General features: G+C 36.6%; 22 protein-coding genes and 1 riboswitch. Of the genes, 14 read left to right on the plus strand and 8 right to left on the minus strand.

What is annotated here, in order from left to right:
• Positions 1–72: 72 nt before the first annotated feature.
• The 3 genes from H6G06_RS18150 to H6G06_RS18160 all read right to left on the minus strand — a co-directional run bounded on the left by H6G06_RS18150 (position 73) and on the right by H6G06_RS18160 (position 1,578).
• Positions 73–243 carry a hypothetical protein gene (locus tag H6G06_RS18150; protein WP_190562647.1) on the minus strand — a complete coding sequence of 57 codons (171 nt, stop codon included), beginning with the start codon at positions 241–243 and terminating at the stop codon, positions 73–75.
• Complete coding sequence (locus H6G06_RS18155; protein WP_190562649.1) at positions 240–998, minus strand: Uma2 family endonuclease; 759 nt, start codon at positions 996–998, stop codon at positions 240–242. The genes H6G06_RS18150 and H6G06_RS18155 overlap by 4 nt, the downstream gene beginning before the upstream one ends.
• A gap of 190 nt (positions 999–1,188) precedes the next feature.
• The gene (locus H6G06_RS18160; protein ID WP_190562651.1) at positions 1,189–1,578 is read right to left on the minus strand and encodes a tetratricopeptide repeat protein; all 390 of its coding nucleotides are present in this window, start codon (positions 1,576–1,578) and stop codon (positions 1,189–1,191) included.
• Positions 1,579–1,959: 381 nt separating this feature from the next.
• Between H6G06_RS18160 and H6G06_RS18165 the strand changes: the two genes are divergently transcribed.
• Positions 1,960–2,178, plus strand: coding sequence for a DUF4327 family protein (locus tag H6G06_RS18165; RefSeq protein WP_190562653.1), 219 nt, complete (start codon positions 1,960–1,962; stop codon positions 2,176–2,178).
• Between the two features lie 73 nt (positions 2,179–2,251).
• Here H6G06_RS18165 and H6G06_RS18170 read toward each other — a convergent pair whose 3' ends face one another.
• The 4 genes from H6G06_RS18170 to H6G06_RS18185 form a co-directional block, all read right to left on the minus strand.
• Positions 2,252–2,656 (minus strand): four helix bundle protein, encoded by a 405-nt coding sequence (locus tag H6G06_RS18170; protein WP_190562655.1) that lies wholly within the window; start codon positions 2,654–2,656, stop codon positions 2,252–2,254.
• Positions 2,657–2,763: 107 nt separating this feature from the next.
• Entirely contained in the window at positions 2,764–4,008 is a 1,245-nt protein-coding gene (locus H6G06_RS18175; RefSeq protein ID WP_190562657.1) for a protein kinase domain-containing protein, read from the minus strand.
• 230 nt (positions 4,009–4,238) lie between these two features.
• Positions 4,239–6,167 carry a serine/threonine phosphatase gene (locus H6G06_RS18180; protein ID WP_190562659.1) on the minus strand — a complete coding sequence of 643 codons (1,929 nt, stop codon included), beginning with the start codon at positions 6,165–6,167 and terminating at the stop codon, positions 4,239–4,241.
• Positions 6,168–6,280: 113 nt separating this feature from the next.
• Complete coding sequence (locus tag H6G06_RS18185) at positions 6,281–6,868, minus strand: rRNA large subunit pseudouridine synthase E (protein ID WP_190562661.1); 588 nt, start codon at positions 6,866–6,868, stop codon at positions 6,281–6,283.
• A gap of 86 nt (positions 6,869–6,954) precedes the next feature.
• On the opposite strand from H6G06_RS18185, the gene H6G06_RS18190 reads away from it, so the two are divergent.
• From H6G06_RS18190 to H6G06_RS28030, 13 genes are all read left to right on the plus strand, one after another.
• Positions 6,955–7,869, plus strand: a complete 915-nt coding sequence (locus H6G06_RS18190) for a phosphodiester glycosidase family protein (protein ID WP_190562663.1) — start codon at positions 6,955–6,957, stop codon at positions 7,867–7,869.
• Between the two features lie 14 nt (positions 7,870–7,883).
• The gene (locus H6G06_RS18195) at positions 7,884–9,521 is read left to right on the plus strand and encodes an alpha/beta hydrolase (protein ID WP_190562665.1); all 1,638 of its coding nucleotides are present in this window, start codon (positions 7,884–7,886) and stop codon (positions 9,519–9,521) included.
• A 223-nt stretch (positions 9,522–9,744) separates the two neighbouring features.
• Positions 9,745–10,446, plus strand: a complete 702-nt coding sequence (locus H6G06_RS18200; RefSeq protein WP_190562667.1) for a hypothetical protein — start codon at positions 9,745–9,747, stop codon at positions 10,444–10,446.
• Positions 10,446–10,922, plus strand: coding sequence for a DUF2726 domain-containing protein (locus H6G06_RS18205; RefSeq protein ID WP_190562669.1), 477 nt, complete (start codon positions 10,446–10,448; stop codon positions 10,920–10,922). The genes H6G06_RS18200 and H6G06_RS18205 overlap by 1 nt, the downstream gene beginning before the upstream one ends.
• A gap of 384 nt (positions 10,923–11,306) precedes the next feature.
• Positions 11,307–11,403, plus strand: a riboswitch (TPP riboswitch).
• Positions 11,404–11,411: 8 nt separating this feature from the next.
• Complete coding sequence (gene thiC, locus H6G06_RS18210; RefSeq protein WP_190562671.1) at positions 11,412–12,785, plus strand: phosphomethylpyrimidine synthase; 1,374 nt, start codon at positions 11,412–11,414, stop codon at positions 12,783–12,785.
• A gap of 150 nt (positions 12,786–12,935) precedes the next feature.
• Complete coding sequence (locus H6G06_RS18215; protein ID WP_190562673.1) at positions 12,936–13,379, plus strand: hypothetical protein; 444 nt, start codon at positions 12,936–12,938, stop codon at positions 13,377–13,379.
• 130 nt (positions 13,380–13,509) lie between these two features.
• A complete protein-coding gene (locus tag H6G06_RS18220) occupies positions 13,510–13,689 on the plus strand; it encodes a PCP reductase family protein (protein WP_190562675.1) in 180 nt (59 codons plus the stop codon).
• A gap of 19 nt (positions 13,690–13,708) precedes the next feature.
• Entirely contained in the window at positions 13,709–14,626 is a 918-nt protein-coding gene (locus H6G06_RS18225) for a hypothetical protein (RefSeq protein ID WP_190562677.1), read from the plus strand.
• 128 nt (positions 14,627–14,754) lie between these two features.
• Positions 14,755–15,813 carry a 5-methylcytosine-specific restriction endonuclease subunit McrB gene (locus H6G06_RS18230; protein WP_190562679.1) on the plus strand — a complete coding sequence of 353 codons (1,059 nt, stop codon included), beginning with the start codon at positions 14,755–14,757 and terminating at the stop codon, positions 15,811–15,813.
• 21 nt (positions 15,814–15,834) lie between these two features.
• Positions 15,835–17,700 (plus strand): hypothetical protein, encoded by a 1,866-nt coding sequence (locus H6G06_RS18235; protein ID WP_190562680.1) that lies wholly within the window; start codon positions 15,835–15,837, stop codon positions 17,698–17,700.
• A gap of 271 nt (positions 17,701–17,971) precedes the next feature.
• The gene (locus H6G06_RS18240; protein ID WP_190562683.1) at positions 17,972–18,232 is read left to right on the plus strand and encodes a hypothetical protein; all 261 of its coding nucleotides are present in this window, start codon (positions 17,972–17,974) and stop codon (positions 18,230–18,232) included.
• A gap of 11 nt (positions 18,233–18,243) precedes the next feature.
• Positions 18,244–18,489, plus strand: a complete 246-nt coding sequence (locus H6G06_RS28025) for a type II toxin-antitoxin system VapC family toxin (protein WP_338422957.1) — start codon at positions 18,244–18,246, stop codon at positions 18,487–18,489.
• Positions 18,429–18,689, plus strand: coding sequence for a PIN domain-containing protein (locus H6G06_RS28030; RefSeq protein WP_338422958.1), 261 nt, complete (start codon positions 18,429–18,431; stop codon positions 18,687–18,689). Before H6G06_RS28025 ends, H6G06_RS28030 begins: the two co-directional genes overlap by 61 nt.
• Before the next feature lie 319 nt (positions 18,690–19,008).
• Here the strand turns inward: H6G06_RS28030 and H6G06_RS18250 are convergent, their stop codons facing one another.
• Positions 19,009–20,529: a VanZ family protein gene (locus H6G06_RS18250; protein ID WP_190562685.1), complete on the minus strand. Its 1,521-nt coding sequence runs from the start codon at positions 20,527–20,529 to the stop codon at positions 19,009–19,011.
• Between the last annotated feature and the right edge of the window lie 289 nt (positions 20,530–20,818).

The raw sequence follows: 20,818 nt of genomic DNA on the forward strand, positions 1-20,818 counted from the left end.
AAATCTTTACAATTAATGTGAAAAATTTTAAAAAATCCTCTTACATAAAGGTAACTGTAGAGCTATACTTTTTTAAGTAAATATTTGACTAATAATAATCTCAACATCAGGAAAATCTAAAGGATTAATTATAGGTTCTTGCCCTTTTACTTCCACTAAATAATACCCATTTTCAGGATTACGAAAAACTATTAATTCTTGAGCTTGTAAATTTAAATCGTCTCCATATAAAACATTACTCAATCATCAACATCAACCCCTAATTCTCGCAATTTTGCCGCTAATTTATCAGCTCTTTGTTTTTCTTGTTCAGCCCGTTGTCTTTCCTGTTCAGCTAGTTCTTCTCCTGTTAATAAAATATTACCCTGTAAATCCCACCAACGTAACCACGGCAATTCTACATTTTTATATGTTCCTTGCCAAATACCCAATTCCACACCCATTTTTTGAATTAGATAACGCCCCTTTTCATTAGGCGGCATTAAATAATATTTTCCTTCTACTAAATGATATAGTTCTAAAGATGATTTCTTCTCTTCATAAATTCCATAAAAAGGTACTCTAATGGCTTTTTCATAAACCCAAAATTTACCCATGTAGGGGGTTTCATCCCTTTCTTCTTTGCCATTACCAGATACAAATTCAATGACAATTAACGGAGCTAAAAATTCCTGCCATAAAACGTAAGAACGACGCATTTGCCCGTTTAAAGTGGGTGGCACATCAGGAACATAAAACCAATCTGGTGCTTCTGCTCCTTTTTCTGGTGGGTCAGTAATACGCCAATAAATGCCACTATCTTGACCAATACAAAATTGTTTATCTGGATGAATTTCTTGTAATTTTAACCAAATTGATTCTGTTAAAAGAATACTTTGGGGATGCTCTTGAAAATTTTGACCTCCGGTACGCTTCGCTAACACAAAATTTCCATCTTCACAGGGTAATTGAGTATGATCTGGTAACTGTGTTGGAAGATCAAGTTTAATACTATCCATAACTTACCATTGTGGAAGAATAGGGTTGTGTTCGCTATGATAACGTAAGTATTCAGCTATAGTAATCGTTCATACTCAGATCCCTGACTTCTTTTATTTATTGTGTCCATAAATGATAAATTGATCTCAGAAGTCGGGGATCTTATCGCCTTACCTGAATTCTTACATGATAACTATTATATCTATTTCATTAATTTATATTTCTTTTCTTTACCCCTTCCAAGACAGTCTTATAATCCTGCCGATCAGGATGCAGCTTCACCAACTTCTCCATCAGTGCGATCGCTCCCTTGTTATCCCCCGACTTTAACCGAATAATAGACAACTTCTCCAAAGCCATCTGATTATTAGGTTCACGCTGCAAAACCAACTCATAACCCTTAACCTGTTTCTGTAACTCAGTCTCAGCCGATTGCACCACCGATTGCTCAGGTTTTTCCCAAGCTTGTTTGACAGTATTAAACCCCCCAAATAATATAGAACTACCGAAGCCGACTAAGGAAATATATGTAACAATTCTTTGCTTTCTTGCAATCTGCTGACGACGTTTCTCTAGGTAATCACTTTCTGCACTTGCCATGTATCAATACTTGCTGCGGTAAAAACTGAAAAACAGCATTTTCCTCTCCTATGTACGAGATTACCCACAATCTTCCAGAAACTATCACCTCATGCCCCATCACCAAGACGAGTTGAGTTAGCTGAAAAAGCCAATAATTATATAAAGATTTGCTGACTTTTCACAAATTTTCCTCTATTTTGCATAATTAGCCATTAGTGGTCGTGATTACCGTACAAAAACCAATTTTTTAGCAACGTACTAGAATAAGTTATGGTATACTCAAGAAGTTAAGACTAGCTTTGCCCAGCTATAGGGACTCACGCACCAGTAATAATTGCCAACCGGAAAGCAGTTTTAACTAAGCATTTACCCAAATAAAATCTTAACTACATCGAGGTTATGACTCAGCAAGTAATTCACCCTATGGTGAAATTGCAGCGTAACGTGCAATCACTCGTAGAATCGAATATTATCAAGCCCACCGATAGCATCTGGAAAATTGCCTTACTCTATGGCAATGACTGGCCACACTGGAAACAGGAACTGCAAGACTTTGGTTTCAGTATGCAAGACCCCATTGGTGATCTTTTAGCAGTAGAAACCTGGGACGAAGACTAGGGATTGGGTATTGGGGATTGGGGACTGGGGACTAGGAAAAGATTTTTACCCATTACCCATTACCCATTACCCATCATCCATCATACAATTTACTCCCATACTCTTCTTTTCCTTGTTGTTGGGAACGAATAAAGCGACAGTAACCATTCAGACCTTTTTCTATGCGGTCTTTTAACTGACTGACCCAGTTTAACTGTTCTGCGTTGCAGTAGTTTAGACTATGAGCAATAATAAAGGCACTTTTGGTTTCAGCTAAGGAACCACGAGCAATATATAGAAAACGCAATCTATCCAAATAATGATAGCGTCCATAACCTTCCGCTATATTCAGTAACAGACTGCAACAAGCTCTTCTGAGTTGGTCGCTCAAATTGTAACGATCGCAGTCTGGTAGACTGTCTGCCAGTCTATAAGCTGCTTTTAGTAGTTTAAGGCTATCTTGATAGAAGTCTAACGACTCAAAGCCCCTATCCCCCATACCATACCAGTCTCAATCCCTTAAATTTTACAGTATCTTTGAAGATTTTTATTCCAATCCCCAATCCCCAGTACCCAATCCCCAATCCCCAGTACCCAATCCCCCTTCTAGCTGGTAGCTGAAATTAAAGCCTTAGTCAACTCCTTCGCACTTTGAAAGCGATCGCGTGGGAGAGGTTCCGTAACCCGCTCAATAACTTCTCGGAGTTGGGGAGTAATAGTAGGCACACTTTTAACATCAAAGCAAAAACCTCTTCCCCTTTGGCGGAAAAACCTCAAAGGATTTTCCCCCGTTAGTAAAAAAATCAGCGTTGGACCGATAGCATACAAATCTGATTGTGTCAATGGTTGTCCTCGTTCCTGTTCAGGAGCGCAATAACCTTCAGCACCAATTCTTGTCCCTGGTGCAGTTCCAGTTTCCTTCACAGCCCCAAAATCTAGCACTACAATGCGATTATTAGCATTCCTCACCATCAGATTAGCTGGTTTAATATCCCGGTGAATCAGAGGCTGATCTTGGTTATGGAGATAATCTAAAATATCGCAGGTCTGAATCATCCAAGCGATCGCCTGATTAGGTGCAACAGGACCAGTATTATATACACGTTTTTCCAAATCCTGACCGTGAATTAACTCCATTGCCAAGTATTTTTTGCCACCTTCGACAAAGAAATCATAATACTTAGGAATACCTGGATAATTAAGGCATTTAAGAGTATTTGCTTCCCTTTCAAATAACTCCTGAGCCTTAGCAATTCTAGCCATATCAGCGTTCATCTGCTTCAACACCAACAGTTGCGGTACTCCTGTACTCAAACCCGTACCATCCCAAGCCAGGTAAGTAGTACCCATCCCACCCTGTCCCAGAGTGCGTAAAATCTGATAATGACGAATTCGCTGGATCACATTCAGAGGTTGACCACAGTGAACACAAAATATATTATTTGGTGAATTTCCCTCATGGTTGCAACTGGAAGCAGAGACATTTTCTTTTTCCTGGGGTATTGGTTGCCAAGGCAAAGCAGTCGGTTCTGGTATATCCTGAAGTTGAAATTTGAGTAAGGGACCTCCCTGTGCTAGTTGCAGTAAAGAATTATCCGGTAATGTACTTTTCGTGACAAGAACACCATCAAGAAACGTCCCATTTGTTCCTTGACTAACTACCTGCCAAGCATCACCTTTATTACCAGTAATAAACTGCTTAAGTTCCAGATGATATCGAGAAACTAAACTATCATTTAAAACAACGTGATTATCCACCGCTCGACCAATGCGAATCACGGAGGAACCCTCAAAACACCACTGTTTAATCGGTGTTTTATGTTGCGTGTCTAACAGGGTCAGAGTAACCACAATAAAAATTGATAATTCATAATTGATAATTCATAATTAATTATCTATCAGAAAAGAGAACAGGCTGTAAAGGCATAATCTACAAAGTAATTGTGATTATGAATTAGTAATTACTACTAATTATATAGCAACCGCCAAGGTGCTTAGGAGATGAACTAATGATAAAAATCAGACACAAACATAGTTCCAAACCTATCACCTATCTCTTGCTATATTTGACAATCACAACTTTATAGCCAATTTTGCTGATGGGGAGAAACCTTGACCCGAATCAGTATACCTGTAATATTGTCGTGACCATTGTGTTCATTTGCTAAATCAACCAAGTCGCTGAGACCTAATTCCAGATTTGTGCCAGAACTCAGCAACGGTTCTAGGTGAGTCTGCCAATTAGTTTCTAATAAATCATTATCTGATAGACCGTCCGAAACTAACAACAGCAGCGCATCTTCACGAATCTCGAAGAAATTGACATCAGGATGGACAAAATTTGCATCCCGTGGACCCAAAGCTTGAGTGAGTTGGTAGGCATCAGGACGGGCATAAGCTATACTGGGAGCTACACCTTTAGCAATTTCCCGTTGACCAACCTCGTGATCTATGGTCATTTGTTCTAGTCCCCCCTTGCGTGTAACGCGATAAAGACGACTATCTCCCACATGAGCGACTGCTAACTTAGTGTTTTGCATTAATAACATCACCAAAGTCGTACCCATGCGCCCAACACCAGAACGTAGTCCTTCTTGATTGAGATCATAAATCGTCTGATTAGCTAGAAAAACTGATTCCTGGATAACTTCAGCCGTTGGTAGTTCTTGACCAATCCACTTTTCTTGAAAGTATTGTCGCAGAGTAGTTACAGCCAACTCACTGGCCACCTCACCCCCAGCGTGTCCCCCCATCCCATCACAGAGAATATACAAACCACGAGCTTGCAAATTGCGACTTCTGGGTAATTCCAGCTTTTGCTGCTTGGTTTCAATGCCAAAATAATCTTCATTGTGATCACGTTGACGACCGATATCAGTGCGTCCTGTATTTTCTACACTCCTTAACTGCATTGACAAGATAATGGTCGGTGCATCTTCGTTTCTGTCCAGATCAGGCAAATCATCATCTTGCAGCAGAGTTGGTGAAGAAGCAGATTGTGGCTCTGTAGAACTAACATCAGGGTTAGAGGGTGGTTGTAGTTCTGTGGCTATTTCCTCCAAACGCGATCGCAATTCTGTCAAAGTCGAAATCTTACCAACTTCTAAATCCTCCAATATTTCCACAACTGAGGCAATTTGAGTACGTTGAGACTGTATACATAAACTGTGCCAAACCCGTCCCAAAGCCTTGATACTTAAAGGCTCATCTACATCTGAAGACAAAATATTAGCAGGTGTTTCCACATACAAACGTTGTAACCCCAGTGTTTGGTCTTCATCTAGTCGCAGATTTGATAACTCCAACAGACTTTGGCGACAGTTCACCGGTTCGAGTATCCCCCAAAGTTGGATCATCTGATAACACCAGTGTAAAATCTGTAACGGATGGGTTGTAGGATCTTGCCACAGGTCCAGTAACAACTGCCAATGGGAACGGTCTTCAATCAGTACCACCTGCATATTATCTTGCTGCCAAGCATCGTGAATTACTGGTATTCCCGGTGGCATTTCACTTTGTAATGCTACATAAGCTTGAGCTAAACTGGGTATTCCAATTACACTCACAGATGGAACAATCAACCCTTGTGGTTGATTTTCCAGCATCGCTTCAATAGGTGAGATGTGAAAGGGTTGGCAATCTAAAACCCTAACTTTGACCTCAGTATTAGCAGCAATGACTTCTGGTGCTGGTAACGGTTCCAATAATTGATAGCGTTTTCCCCGGTCTAAAAATGAGCCTACAGCAAATTGTGGACGTGAGTTTGTACTTACTCTAGCTTGTATAAGTTTCTCGTCCTCAACTTCTGAAACTGGAATAGATGTTTCCTGGGTAATGATTGCCCACCAAATTGTGCCGCATTCTGCACCACACTCTTGACAATACTGGGTATTTATCAGGACTTCCGCCCCACATTCACGACAAGTCCTGTGAGTTAAAGACGTGCCACAACTTTGACAGAACTTATTGTCATTGGGGTTTTCAAATTGACAGTGAGGGCAAATCAGCATAGTAGAAATTCCTTGATTTTCCTTCTAAGATGCTTCTATCCACTAAAATCCAAAGTGCCACAATGAGCAGCCCCTGATTATAGTGGATATAGTTACTAATTATATGGAATCTGTTAAATCCGAGACTTTTTCAGGTCTTTGATTTCTGAGTGTGTCAGGTTGCGCCATTCACCTAGTTGTAAACCATTTAATTGTAAGTGAGAAATACTGACCCTGATTAATCTTAAAGTTGGAAACCCTACCGCAGCAGTCATGCGCCGCACCTGGCGGTTTTTCCCTTCTGTAAGGGTCATTTCCAGCCAAGCTGTGGGAATATTTTTTCTAAATCTAATCGGGGGGTTACGTTCACTGACCGTTGGTTCTTCTAAAAATAGCTTAACTTGGGAGGGACGAGTCCGGTAATCTTGAATTTCTACCCCTGTGCATAACTTGTTGATAGCCTCTGTATCAGGAATACCTTCTACCTGCACCCAGTAGGTGCGTTTATGCCCAAACCGGGGGTTAGAAAGACGATGTTGTAATGGTCCATCGTTGGTTAACAATAGTAACCCTTCACTATCCCAGTCTAAACGACCCACAGGATACACATCAGGAACATCAAGATATTCTTTCAGGGTAATGTGTTTGGGAGATTCCTGGGTAAATTGACTCAGGACACCATAGGGTTTATGAAAAATAATATACTTAAATTCAGTGGTCATTAGTCAGTTGTCAGTTATTAAAACTACTCTTTCATCAATTACAAATTACAACTTACAAATTACAAACTAATTACGAATTATTTATTATGCCAAATTCTCAAATGGGTCGCAGGTCTTTCTTGTTTCTGGGTGGTGCTACTTTAGCTCAAGGTTTGACACTGACATTACCAAGCACTGCCCAAACTGTACAGGTGAAGAAAGGAAAGGTCAACGGTATTCCTTTCTATCAAACTATTGTAGACCTCACCGATCCGAACACCTTGATGACGATTGCTTTAGCGAATAACGCCAATTTTGCAAACACCATCCAAAAAACTAGCGGTGATGAAGAATTTAATCAAATGGTTGCCCGTTCCCGCGCTGCTGTAGTTGCTAATGGTACATTTTTCGCCAAAAATGCCCAAAAAACTGTTATGGGTAATATGGTTGCAGGTGGGAAATTCCTCAAATACAGTCAGTGGGAAAATTTTGGTACTACCTTGGGTTTGCGCGTCGGTAATAAACCCGAAATGGTGACAGCAAGAGTTGAGGGAAAACCAGAATGGCATCAACATTGGTTTTCTATCACCTGCGGTCCTCGACTTTTGCGAAAAGGGCAAATTTGGCTGAATCCAGCTATTGAAGGCTTTAAAGACCCCCACGTTTTAGGTAATGGTGCAAGAACAGCGATTGGATATAATAAAGATGGTACAAAGCTATTTTTGGTGAATTTTGAAGTAAATCTGACTTTGCAGCAAGAAGCCCAAGCGATGAAGGTGATCGGCTGCTTTGAAGCGATGAATTTAGATGGGGGTGCATCCAGGGCTTTAGCCGCTAAAGGTAAAATTTTAGTACCTGCGGGGAGGAAGTTAACTAATGCGATTGTTGTTTATGATGCTAATAATCCCGCTCCAACTCATCTCCAACAGGGATGGGAAAGATTTCAAAAAGGCGATTCCTACGGAGCGCTGAGTGCAAGGCACACGCTTCGCGAACGCTATCGCCCAGCGGTATCCGGTTAGTAAGGTGGCGTTTAATGACTGATCTCATAACTAAACGGCTTGTTTGGAGTAAATTTGCTTGCAGGATTTTTAGTATAGGTTTATTACCTGCACTAACGGCTTATCCTGTTTTAGGTGCAGAGCGATTAACCCTTTCTTACGGCATTTTAGAGCAATCTATACCAATTGATTCACTGGAAAAATATGCGGAAACAGGCAAAATTGATGATGATTTAGCTGTATATGCTCGGTACACCAACAACAAACAACTAACTCAACTACGGAAAGTTTTATTAACTCCTATTCCCTTAAATATAGTAAACGTTTCGCAATTTCTGTATACACCAATTGGTGAAAGATTATTAGATAATTTGGGAGAAATTATTCAAACAGAATCTCGTTTATCGGGTTTCTATGCAATTCGAGCCGCACTGATTTTGGCAGCAGCTGATCCAAACAATTTTACGCTTCTAAATGTATTACGCAAATTTCCCACAAGCTCAATTTCAATTGATTTAGACCGGAGTTTGGAAATTGTCAATACATTACAAAATTTAGTAAATCAAACCCAAAATGCAGTAGCACTTATTAACGAACAATCTCAACTAAAATCAACCACATCAAATCTGACTTCAGGGCTTTTAGCAGATATCAAAAAACCAGGAAAATTTACTTGGCAAAAACAAACTATTGTCCTCAATGACCAATCTCGCGATCGCACTTTTCCCGCTGATATTTATCTACCTAATGTCTCAAATCCGCGTCCAATCATTGTCATCTCCCACGGGCTTGGTTCTGACAGAAACAGTTTTGCTTACCTGGCTGAACATCTTGCCCAATCAGGCTTTGTAGTTGCTGTTCCAGAGCATCCTGGTAGTAATGCAGAACAACTAAAAGCTCTATTGTCAGGAACAGCACAGGCAGTAACTAGCCCCAGAGAATTGATTGACAGACCATTGGATGTGAAGTATTTGTTAGATGAACTAACTCGATTATCTCAAAACAACCCAGCATTTCAAGGGCAATTAAATTTACAACAAATAGGAGTTATAGGACAATCCTTTGGTGGCTACACAGCCTTAGCATTAGCAGGCGCAAAGATGAATTTTGAGCAATTAGAAAAAGACTGCCCACCTACAAACAGTACACTCAATATTTCGCTCTTACTTCAATGCTTGGCTATAAATTTACCAAATATAGAATACAATTTATTCGATCCAAGAGTGAAAGCAATAATTGCAATTAATCCTGTTAATAGCAGTATTATGGGCGAAGCTAGTCTCAGCCAAATTAAAATCCCAGTGATGATAATATCTGGCAGTGGCGATACCATTGCTCCGGCTTTGCAGGAACAAATTATACCCTTTACCTGGTTAACAACACCAAATAAGTATTTAGTGCTGATCAATGGTGGTACACACTTTTCTACTATTGCAGAATCACCAAATGCAGTTTTGCCTGTTCCTACACAGGTAATTGGTTCAAGTCCCGCACTGGCACGTAGCTACGTCAAAGCTTTAAGTTTTCCCTTCTTGCAAACCTATGTCGCTGAACAGCCAAGTTACCAGCCTTACTTGAGTGCAGATTACGTTAATACTATTAGTAAGCGATCGCTACCATTGAGTTTAGTTCAATCTCTGACGCTAGAGCAACTGCAAGAAGCATTTAAATAATTCGTAATTCGTAAAATTAAAAAATTAAATATGCTTATCATTCAGAACCCTTGTAGAGACGTTCCATGGAACGTCTCTACATTTTTTAGCGGAATGTGGGATAAATAGGTAAAATCAACCATTTCCACAAAATCCAAAAATCTTAGCTAACATTCTTGTAATTTTTGCGAATAGGGTTTAAGATATTTCCATGAACCTTAGATAAGGTTTTTGGGAAAAAGTAATGTCAAAAATTATATACGATGTCATCCAACGCTTTGAGGTTGAAAACGGCGTTCCTCGCTTGGTTTCAACCAATATTGAAATGATTGCAGGTGGCGAAGATTTGATGTCTTTAGCTATCAATCTCTTGGAAAAACTTGGTTTCAACGACAAGTTTAAAGTAAGTCGAGCATCTCAATATATAGGGTACAGACTTAAAAATCCCACAAAAGGAGCTAAACGTTATCAACTGGTTTTAGCTCAACGTAAAGAGGGACTTTGTATTTCTATTCCTCAAGATATTTTAGATGGACATATCTTAGAAATAGGGTATTGGGTTGATATACAAGAAGCTCCCGATGTAGGATTTTCAAGAGTAGGTGTAATTTGGGTAAATCCTTCTAAAAAAGATATTTTTCTTGAATCTTTACCCCCTGAATATTGGGATTTTTTACAAAGTGAAGAGATAACAGTAGGTGAGATTCCTCTTAATCAATGCAGTCTTAATAGTAATATGCCAGATGAGTCATATTCTATCATTCCTAACAGTGAGATTATTCCAAGAAATGAATTTCGGATTGAATCATTAAGTAATAATCAAAGTTATCTCATTTTGCAAGAAGATAAGCTTTTTCCTTATACATGGCAAGCGTGTATTGGTTCAAAAGAAGTTCTAGAAGAATTCCTTGGTTACTTTGCAAAAATATTAATGGAGAAAAACTAATGTATATCAAACCCAAAAGACTTGTTAACCCTTACGAAGAAAGAATGTTAGAATTTCTCCAAACCTGCATAGATGAAAATTATAAACTTCATACCCAGGTCAGCTTATCCCAAATTTGTGAATTAGGCATAGGAGTTGATATAGAACTAAGAAAATTTTTCTTTAGCTCCAGTGTAGATGCTCTAATCACAAATGATAATTATCAACCTTGCTTAGTAGTGGAATGTCAATCTGAAAAATATCATAGTTCCAATGAGGCAAAAGAGCGTGATCATAAAAAATTACATTTACTCACATTAGCAGGAGTTCCCTTACTTTATTCAAGAATTAAAGACTTTGGATTATTACATCTTTACTCTCAGCAAGAAGAAGTAATATTTAACTTATTCACAGGCGAAAAACGAGAAAACGCCAAAGCCTTAATTAGAAGCTATTGCGAACCATCCAACTTTGCTAATTTGCAAGCCATAGCTTAATAAATAATACATATTCTTTGCGCTCTTACTCTGCGCCTCTGCGCCTCTGCGTGAAAAAAATACCTAAATACATATAAATTTTCGTAGGAGTATAGCAAAAGCTCATTGGTATCAACTTAACCTACAAATTGGTTATCTGTTAGCTTTCACACCCACCCGGAAATCAATTTCCGGGCTAATAGCTAAAGTACGTTAAAACGCACTCTGATTAACTAAAAATCAAAATTTATTCTATTTCCAGAATAAATAGATCACAAATAGTCGGTTTTAACCGACTTTAGCTTTTAGACAGGGAATTTATTCCCTGGCGTGAAGATTATTACCTCCACATCCTCACAATTTATAACGCCCCTCCCCCCGCCAATAACCAAAATGCTACAATTCCATTCATGCTAGGGGTGCTTGGGAAAACAAGCTGAGATCAAACCCTTAACACCTGAGTCTGGGTAATACCAGCGGAGGGAAGCTGTTTATTTGAGGAATTTCATAATGCGTACAGAATGGGTAGCCAAGCGACGTGGACAAGCTAACGTATCGCAAATGCACTACGCCCGTCAGGGTGTAATCACAGAAGAAATGCAATACGTAGCAACGCGGGAAAATCTTCCTGCTGAACTAATCCGCGCTGAAGTGGCACGGGGAAGGATGATTATCCCTGCGAATATTAATCACACTAACTTAGAACCGATGGCCATTGGTATCGCTTCTAAGTGTAAAGTAAACGCCAATATCGGCGCTTCTCCCAACTCTTCCAACTTGCAAGAAGAAGTTGATAAACTCAACCTGGCGGTAAAATACGGTGCTGATACCGTGATGGATTTGTCCACAGGTGGCGGTAATTTAGATGAAATTCGTACCGCAATTATCAACGCTTCACCTGTTCCCATTGGCACAGTTCCAGTTTACCAAGCTTTAGAAAGCGTTCACGGCACAATTGAAAATCTCACCGCTGACGACTTTCTCCACATCATCGAAAAACACGCCCAGCAAGGGGTAGACTATCAAACTATCCACGCGGGAATTTTGATTGAACATTTACCTTTAGTCAGAAACCGCATTACAGGTATTGTCTCTCGCGGTGGCGGAATTTTGGCGCGGTGGATGTTGCATCACCACAAACAAAACCCCCTGTATACCCATTTCAACGACATCATTGAGATTTTCAAAAGATATGATGTTTCTTTCAGTTTAGGCGACTCCCTGCGCCCAGGATGTACCCATGATGCGTCCGATGAAGCCCAGTTAGCAGAACTGAAAACCCTGGGAAATCTCACCCGCAAGGCTTGGGAACATGATGTACAGGTGATGGTGGAAGGTCCCGGCCACGTTCCCATGGATCAAATTGAGTTCAATGTCCGCAAGCAAATGGAAGAGTGTTCGGAAGCACCTTTCTATGTTCTCGGTCCTTTAGTGACAGATATTGCTCCTGGTTACGACCATATTACCTCAGCGATTGGGGCAGCTATGGCGGGATGGTATGGGACGGCGATGTTGTGTTATGTGACTCCTAAAGAACATTTAGGTTTACCTAATGCTGAAGACGTGCGTAATGGCTTAATTGCTTATAAAATTGCGGCTCATGCGGCGGATATTGCTAGACATCGCCCTGGTGCTAGAGATAGAGATGATGAACTGTCTGCGGCTCGCTATAATTTCGATTGGAATCGTCAATTTGAGTTATCTTTAGACCCAGAAAGAGCGAAGGAATATCACGACGAAACTTTACCAGCAGATATCTATAAAACGGCTGAGTTTTGTTCAATGTGTGGTCCTAAGTTCTGTCCAATGCAGACTAAGGTTGATGCTGATGCTTTGACTGAGTTGGAGAAGTTTTTGGCGAAAGAACCTGTAGCGCAAGGTTAAATACTGAACCATAAGATCCCCGACTTCTTGGAGAAGTCGGGGGTTTTAAATATTTATTGTATGTAACAATTTTTTATTTGCCAAAAAATACTGAGATTGTGTATATTTAATGTAATTAAACCTAATGTAAAAATGTGAGTTTATAAAGTTATGCAACTGATCAAATATACGATAGCGATCGCAATTTCTTCTCTGCCTATATTCACAACACCTGTATTAGCTCAAACTAAACAAGAAAAGTGGGTAGATTTTGGTCAAACTAATAACGGTGAAATTATAAAATTAAATGAGAGTAGTGTTAAATTTGAAATCATGTTAGCTGATGATACTCTCAACAATGAAGATGGATTTTATAGCGATAATGATAAATATCCAAAGGTAAAAGTTGTTGTTTTTGAATATAATATTGGTGGTAGAAAAAGAAATGCTTATACCAAATCTTGTAATCGTGGTAAATTAAGTGCTAATTCTAGCTGGAAAACCTACACTACTTTTATAGATTATTGGCCTCAATATTTTCTGGTTGAAGCTGACAGTGCTGCTAGTCAGAATATGTTGCGACGAGTTTGTACTTTAAGTCTATCTAATCAGTAATCTTTTTTGATCACTTGAGGAAATGTGAAATTTACAACTTTTATTTAATCATGGTTATGATTTATAATATTGGTTATTAAATATTGTATGATTTAAAGTTTGTACTATTAACATTAAACCCAAAAAATCTATGAGTGAACAAATTAAATGGACTGCGGAAGCAGAAGTGAAAGTGAAAAAAATTCCTTTTTTTGTGCGTCCTTTTGCACGGAAGAAGATTGAAAATTATGCTTATGAGAAGGATATATTATTAATTACTCTTGAGGTTTATGATGAGGCTAAAAAACTGTTTAATAAGAATCATAATTAAAGCATTTACCTAAATTTTCATGACTCGACAATCTCACGACCAATTTGCCAAGGAATACCTAGAGGAATTATTAACACCTCTAGGAACAATCAAAAAAAGCGAAAAAGTTAAAAGCGAAGTCCAAGAAATTGATGTTTGGTTTGAACCATTTTCTGATCAAAATCAGGAAAATCTACCTTTAGGTTTATTAGGGAAGATGGCTAAAACTCAATGTTTATTTGAGCCTTTTCGCAATCCACCATCAGAAATAGAAATTCGCAGTTGTTTACTTAAATTATATGCCGTTCATGGTGATGTAGTTAGGAAAGCGAAACGGGAAAACAGAAATATTGCAGAATCAGATTTACCGATTTTATGGATTTTAACACCAACTTTTTCATCTCGGATGATTGTGGGTTTAGGTGCAGTTGAAATTGCCGAAGATTGGGTTCAAGGTGTTTATTTTTTGCCGAATATCCTGAAAACAGCAATAGTTGTGATTCATCAATTACCAGAAAATGAAGATACGTTATGGTTGAGAGTTTTGGGGAAAGGAGGAACACAAAAAAGAGCAGTGGAAGAGTTAACTGAATTACCAGAAAATAACCCTTTTCGAGAGAATTTGTTAGAAATTTTAGCGGACTGGCGCAAGAATTTAGAATTGAGAGATAATTTAAGTAGGGATGAAGAGGAAGTAATTATGAACTTATCACCGGCTTATTTACAACAAATAGAAGAATGGAAGCAAGAAGGAAAGCAAGAAGGAAAAGAGGAAGAACGATTTTCTTTGATAACTTCTCTTCTGGAAGGGCGTTTTGGTACTTTAGATGCTGAGTTATCTGGTTTGGTGGAAAAGATTGCTAATATTCCTATTTCTGAACGCACTCAGTTACTTCTTTCTTTGGGTAATTTATCCCGTGAGGAATTGTTGCAAAGATTGAGGAATGAAGCAGTTTAGGATATATTGTTTAATGTATTTTTTTATATAGTCCTCAGATTAGAAATCTGGGGCTATATAGACAAAGCCTACCTGCGTAGGCTAATTTTATGGTATAAATTAGTTAGTGAAATATTCGAGGTTAGAAAATGCCACCAATTCAGAAGATTCTTTTTGGAAGTCCAGGAACAGGAAAAAGCTATAAAATTCGTGAAATTGCACAACAAGAACTAGGTATAAAATTGGATGAACAAACCAACTCTTTAGAAAATACGATTACAACAATATTTCATCCAGAGTATACCTATTCAGATTTTGTCGGAAAGCTATTACCACAAACTACTGGAAACGGTTCTGTAATATATAAATTTTATGAGGGGCATTTTTTACGTGCTTTAGGTTTAGCATATAAAAAAATAATTGATGGTAGTGATGAAAATGTCCTGTTAGTTATAGATGAATTAAATAGAGGTAATGCAGCAGCTATATTTGGTTCAATTTTTCAGTTATTAGATAGAGAAGATGATGATTGGTCAAGTTATAGAGTTAATTTATCTGAGCTTGAGATAGTAGGAATTTTTCGAGCAATGGAATATAAAGCTGAAGCTGATCATCAAAATATACGGATCGATGGAACTGATTTCGATAAGTTTTATAAACTTACTAAAGATAACCTAAATAATTATAAGAATAATGATGGTTTACGAGTTTTAGAAAATTTAAAAAATAACTGTATTACTATCCCGCCTAATCTATCTATTATTGCTACAATCAATACATCTGATGAATCTATTTATTATCTTGATAGTGCATTTAAACGCCGTTGGGATTGGGAATACGTAGACGCACCTCATCGTGATTTTATACCTGAAAAAATTAAAAATATATCAGTAGTTATAGGTGATAAACAATATGAATGGTATGATTTAGTTATCCAACTAAATTATTTTATTATATCTAATCATCAGGCTATTAGAAGAATTGAGGATAAACAGATTGGTTGGTGGTTTTTGAAAGCTGATGACAATAATACAATTACAGAGTCAGCAATTAGAAATAAGCTGATGTTTTATCTTTGGGATAGTGTTTTTGCAAAAGATAAAAGACCATTGGAAAAACTACTAAGTAAAAAGTTAATTACTTACACAGATTTTTCAAGTTTATATTCTGATTTTGTTATAAAAATAATAGAATTTATACCATTTTAATTAATCCATTCTGAAGACAAAATGATAAATTTTGCAGCATTAGAACTTAAAGTTAATACTAAGTATTCCTTTGTAGGAATACAAAAAGAAGGTTCAAAACTTATCTTTCATATCCCTAAAGGATTTTCCGAAGATGATATTAACACTTTTGATAAAAAACGTGATTTATTTTTCCGTCTTTATCGAGTGCTGAACGTCTTTAAACAAATCTGTATCGAAAAAGGTTATTTAAACAAAAATAACCAAGCTAATGATCGTGATGGAGTTCTTGAGGTTGATACTGGTTCAGAAATTACATCTGATGACGATAGCAAAAATATTTTTTATTCTAAACTTGATGTTTTAGCAAGTATCCTAGATGCTTATGACGAATTAAAAATACTCGGACTTGTTAGCAGATTAGGAAAATCTGAAAGATTAGATTATAGTAAGTTACATCGTTATTTAAACAATGCTGTTTTTCTCAATAACGGTGCAATTTATATTGATGCTATGAATTTATCACGAAAGGAGATACATTTTGATTCAACTGATATAGTTGCTATGTATTGTTATATTTTGACTGAAATTAAGGAACAGTTACAGCAAGAAGTAAATCCTGATATTAAATCTTTAGCAGAACGTTTTCAAGAAAAATATTTAGGTATAGAAGCTAGTTTATTTAATGAGAAGTATTATTTACGAGTTACTAATGAATTAAAAGATGCTTTAGAATTAATTGATCATTACACTCCAATTAAAGATAGTGATTATTGGGATTTTTACGAAGCTATATATAAATTTTTGTTTGGAGATTTAGATAATTCTTTAAAAGGTGAAGTTTGGGGATTTAGTAATTTTAATACTATCTGGGAATCAATGTGTTTAACTCATGTGATTCACAGTATAGCACTTAATTCTATTTTTTATTTTGACAAAACATTCATATCTAATAGCTTGATAAATAAATGGAATGATTGTAGCAAAATAATTGATATTACACATATATTTAATATTAATGGTAATAACCTAATCCCTGATTTAGTAATTTGGTCATTTGAATCTGAAGAAGGTGAAATTTTATCATTAACCAATAGAGAGTTTAAGAAAAGAAATTATATTGAATATAGTCTAACAAAAAACGATTCATTTAATGATCATGGCTATCTGACTATATTTGATATAAATATAAAATTTGGTGGTAAAAGAATTAGTCAATCAAGAATAAAAGGTCTAAAGATTACTAATATTGATAAATCATTAGAAGAAAATTTAAAACATTGTTTTAATGACATCAAGATTAATTCTAAACAAAAATTACCTGATAACTATTATTCATATTGGAATGTTACTAATATCAATCACGAAGAATTAGTAATGATGATATCTCTAAATCATATATTTTATAAAGCATTACTCATGAAACTATATGATTATACTAATTTTTTTGAAGAATTTATATGTAATATATTTGGTACGGACGCAAAAATTAACAATAATATTTTCTATTGGTCACTATTTCGTGAATATTCTAGATTACGTGAAATGGACGAAATAAATCAACTATATAAAGAATTTCTTGATAAACGTAATTTTTATTTTATTGATATAAAATACTCCGATCCTCAATATTACGAAAATATAGACAAGATAGAAGAAATAAAAAACAGAAGTATTAGAAAACAATTTGTTTATGAATATATACTACAAAAGCATCTTGAAAAAACTAACAACCCATTAAAAGAATTAGATATAAAAAGCGAATTTTGGCTTCCTGCTTATTCGGAAACTCAAGAAACATTTATACCAATGCCAGAAAATACAAAATTTATGAATAATTATATTAAATTAACAGGTGTAAATATCATGGCTGTAATTGACAGCTATTTAGAAACAGAAGAAAAGTAACTTAAAATACTGTCTTGTTGAGATAGTGTGATTTTGGGAGTGCGATGACCAATCACACGAAATGTATCGCTTTGAGATAAAATAGAACAAAGGTAAATATAGCGTTTGTTAAAATAACCTCTATGTCCCTACAAGAACTGAAAGAGCAAGCCTTTCAACTACCTGAAAGCGATCGCTTGTAGGATGATTTTGGGAGTGCGATCGCTGTGAGATAAAATAGAATAAGGCTAAATTAGGTATTTCCCATTCTTCCTATCAAAACGAGGTACAGATGACTTATTTAGAACTACATCAAAAAATTGAACAACAAATATCCCAACTACCACCAGAACAGCTTTCCTTAGTTAGTGATTTCCTTGACTCTATCCAGGAAAAAACTACCGTAAATCAACGCCCGTTACGTCGTATTTCCCCCATTAAGCGAGGTAAAAAAGCAGGTGATTTACTACATTATGCTGGAACTTGGCATGGTGATGATCTGGAAGATTGTCTGCGTTTAGTTGAAGAAACTCGTTCTCAAACGCAGTTTTAATTTTTGTCACTATGTCTTATTTGCTCGATACTAATCATTGTAGCTACATTATTAATGGTAATCCTCAAGTTACCGATACTTTAAAATTTCGCTCTGCTGTTACCATTGGCGTTAGCATTATTACTTATGCAGAATTACTATATATGACAGAAAAATCAGCACTAAAATCTCAAAATTTAGGTGCAGTTCAAGTTTTTTGTCTGATGTTGATCTGTATTTTATTGATGAAGAAACTGCTATTATTTACAGTCGTTTAAAAGCATCTGTTTTTAACTATTTTGCTCCCAAAGACAAAAGCAAACGTCGTAGTTTCAGCATTGAAAACTTGGGATTTAGCGATCATGATCTTTGGATAGCAGCGACAGCTATTCAACACAACCTCACTCTCGTTTCTGCTGATAGCGATTTTAGGCGTATTCATCAAGTACAGCCTTTTTCTCTGGAATCATGGGTATAGGTTGACTCTACTTTAAAAAACAGCTTGGAGAAAATGAACGATCGCTTGTAGGGTGATTTTGGGGAGAGCGATCGCTTGTGATGTGATTTTTGGGAATGCGATCGCTATGAGTAGTGTGATTTTTTAGAGTGCGATCGCTGTGATGTGATTTTGGAGAAGTGCGATAGCGAAGCTGACCGAAGGTATCGCTTGTAGTGCAATTAGCTAAACCCTGGTAAAACGGAGGCTTGGTTTCTAGAAAAAGTTATTTCTGACCTGAAAAGAGATAGGAGATTTTAACCAATGGTCTGGTGTCTGTTGTACCGAGTAAACTTCTAAATTAACTTCTAGCTTTTAAATATTCTGCTCTGATTTTGAAAATCAACATTGTTCCGGCTGTAAATAATATTCCTAAGAAGAGGTTTTTCCAACTCAAACTTTTATGACTTTCAGTGATCAAAATAGCTTCCATTAGGATAGAAGGTAATAAAATGCCACTTGGAATCAAAACCTTAGAAACTATCACCCTATTGTTAGCCAAGAGATTTAGTATAGCTAAACTCGCACCTAAAGGTATAAAAATCAGCGCATAATAAAATAATTTCTGATTAAACGGAATTAATTCCAGTAAATGAAAAGAGTAAGAGCGTTGTACTTTGTCGATATATACTTGAACTGTTCCCCTGGAATAAGTGATGATAATTTGATGGAATTTATTGTCTGTAAAAACCTTCGGTATCATCAGTTGTAAATCTGCACCATTTTCTCCCGTCAGCGGGGTTCTTAACCTTAAATCCAAGTAATTTCCCTGCTGTGACAGCGTTAAATTACGCCGCAAATAACTACCAGAAATTGAGATTATCCGCGCTGGACCAGTCTGTTGAGTATTTTCAGTAGCAAGATTAGCAAACAAGGTAAATTCAGATTTTTGGCTAATTCTTTGATTGAGATTTTTTACAGATTCTGCTGTCTTTAGCCATTGACTAGAATTCACAAAAACGCCTTGACCTTCTTCTTCTATATTTGTAGGCGTTCCTTGCCATAATAGTTCTGGCAAATTTCCGGTTTGTTCTTGATAACAACATTTTCCGTTTAATTGATAGTTAGCTAACAGAGAACCATCAAGATTTTTAAAGTAATTAGTAGCATCATTTAAACCTTTTCTGGCTTCATAACTTGATATAGCTTTATCAGTAATATAAACTTCCGATATATATCCTTGCCAGGGTCTATTCCCAGTGCGTTCATTACCTAGCACCAGGGGATAATTTAAATCCCAATTACTTAAATTTATGGTACTTTGCCAGAATATAGAAATCAGTAAAGTGAAAGATACATAAGCCAGAATAAATCCTGTGATTTGTTGATTTGATAATCTTGAACTATTCCCTGTAGTTTGTGAACCAGTATTACTTAATTTTTGATAATTCCAGAAATAAAAGCCCAATAAACCTAGACCTCCCCCTAAGGTATTGTTAACAATATCTGCTGGAGTAGGACTTCTGGAAGGGAGAAAGATTTGTAAAGTTTCAACTGTCAATGATAAGCCTGCACTTAGCACCAATACTATGATTATTTGTAATAGTATTCTAATTTTAAGTTTCTGCAAGAAATTAGCGCAATAAAAACCTAAAGGCATAAATAATAAAACATTATTTACCTGATCTTGAAAAGAACTTACATGGTTAAAACTGGCAAAAAAATCAGTTACAGAAAAACTATGAGGTAAGGAAAAATTAAATGGATAAAGCGTAGCTATGACTATTACCAAAGTAGTTGCTAATACAAACAACAAATTCAGCCTAAGCCTATATGATTTTATTACTTTAGGTTTTTGAGTAGGATTTTTGCGTTGATTCATAAGTTCCTCACGTTTAGTAACTGACGGTGAATGTCTGAAATTCAACTGGCAATAAATAGGACTCAATAATTATTTAACACGTATTCACTGCTAATGTAAGTTAGTTATAGCGTAACTCGAATAGTGATGTATATTGTTAGGAATAAGAATTATGATAGATGCTGAATTTTGTTTATCTTTATTGTAATGTTTCCATTATAACAAGTTTGATATTATTTCCATACATAAAATATATAGGAATCCGATTTCATTACTTATAGCTTGCGTGGCGTAGCCATAATTACTCCTG

The organism is Anabaena sphaerica FACHB-251 (assembly GCF_014696825.1).
Taxonomy (GTDB): domain Bacteria; phylum Cyanobacteriota; class Cyanobacteriia; order Cyanobacteriales; family Nostocaceae; genus RDYJ01.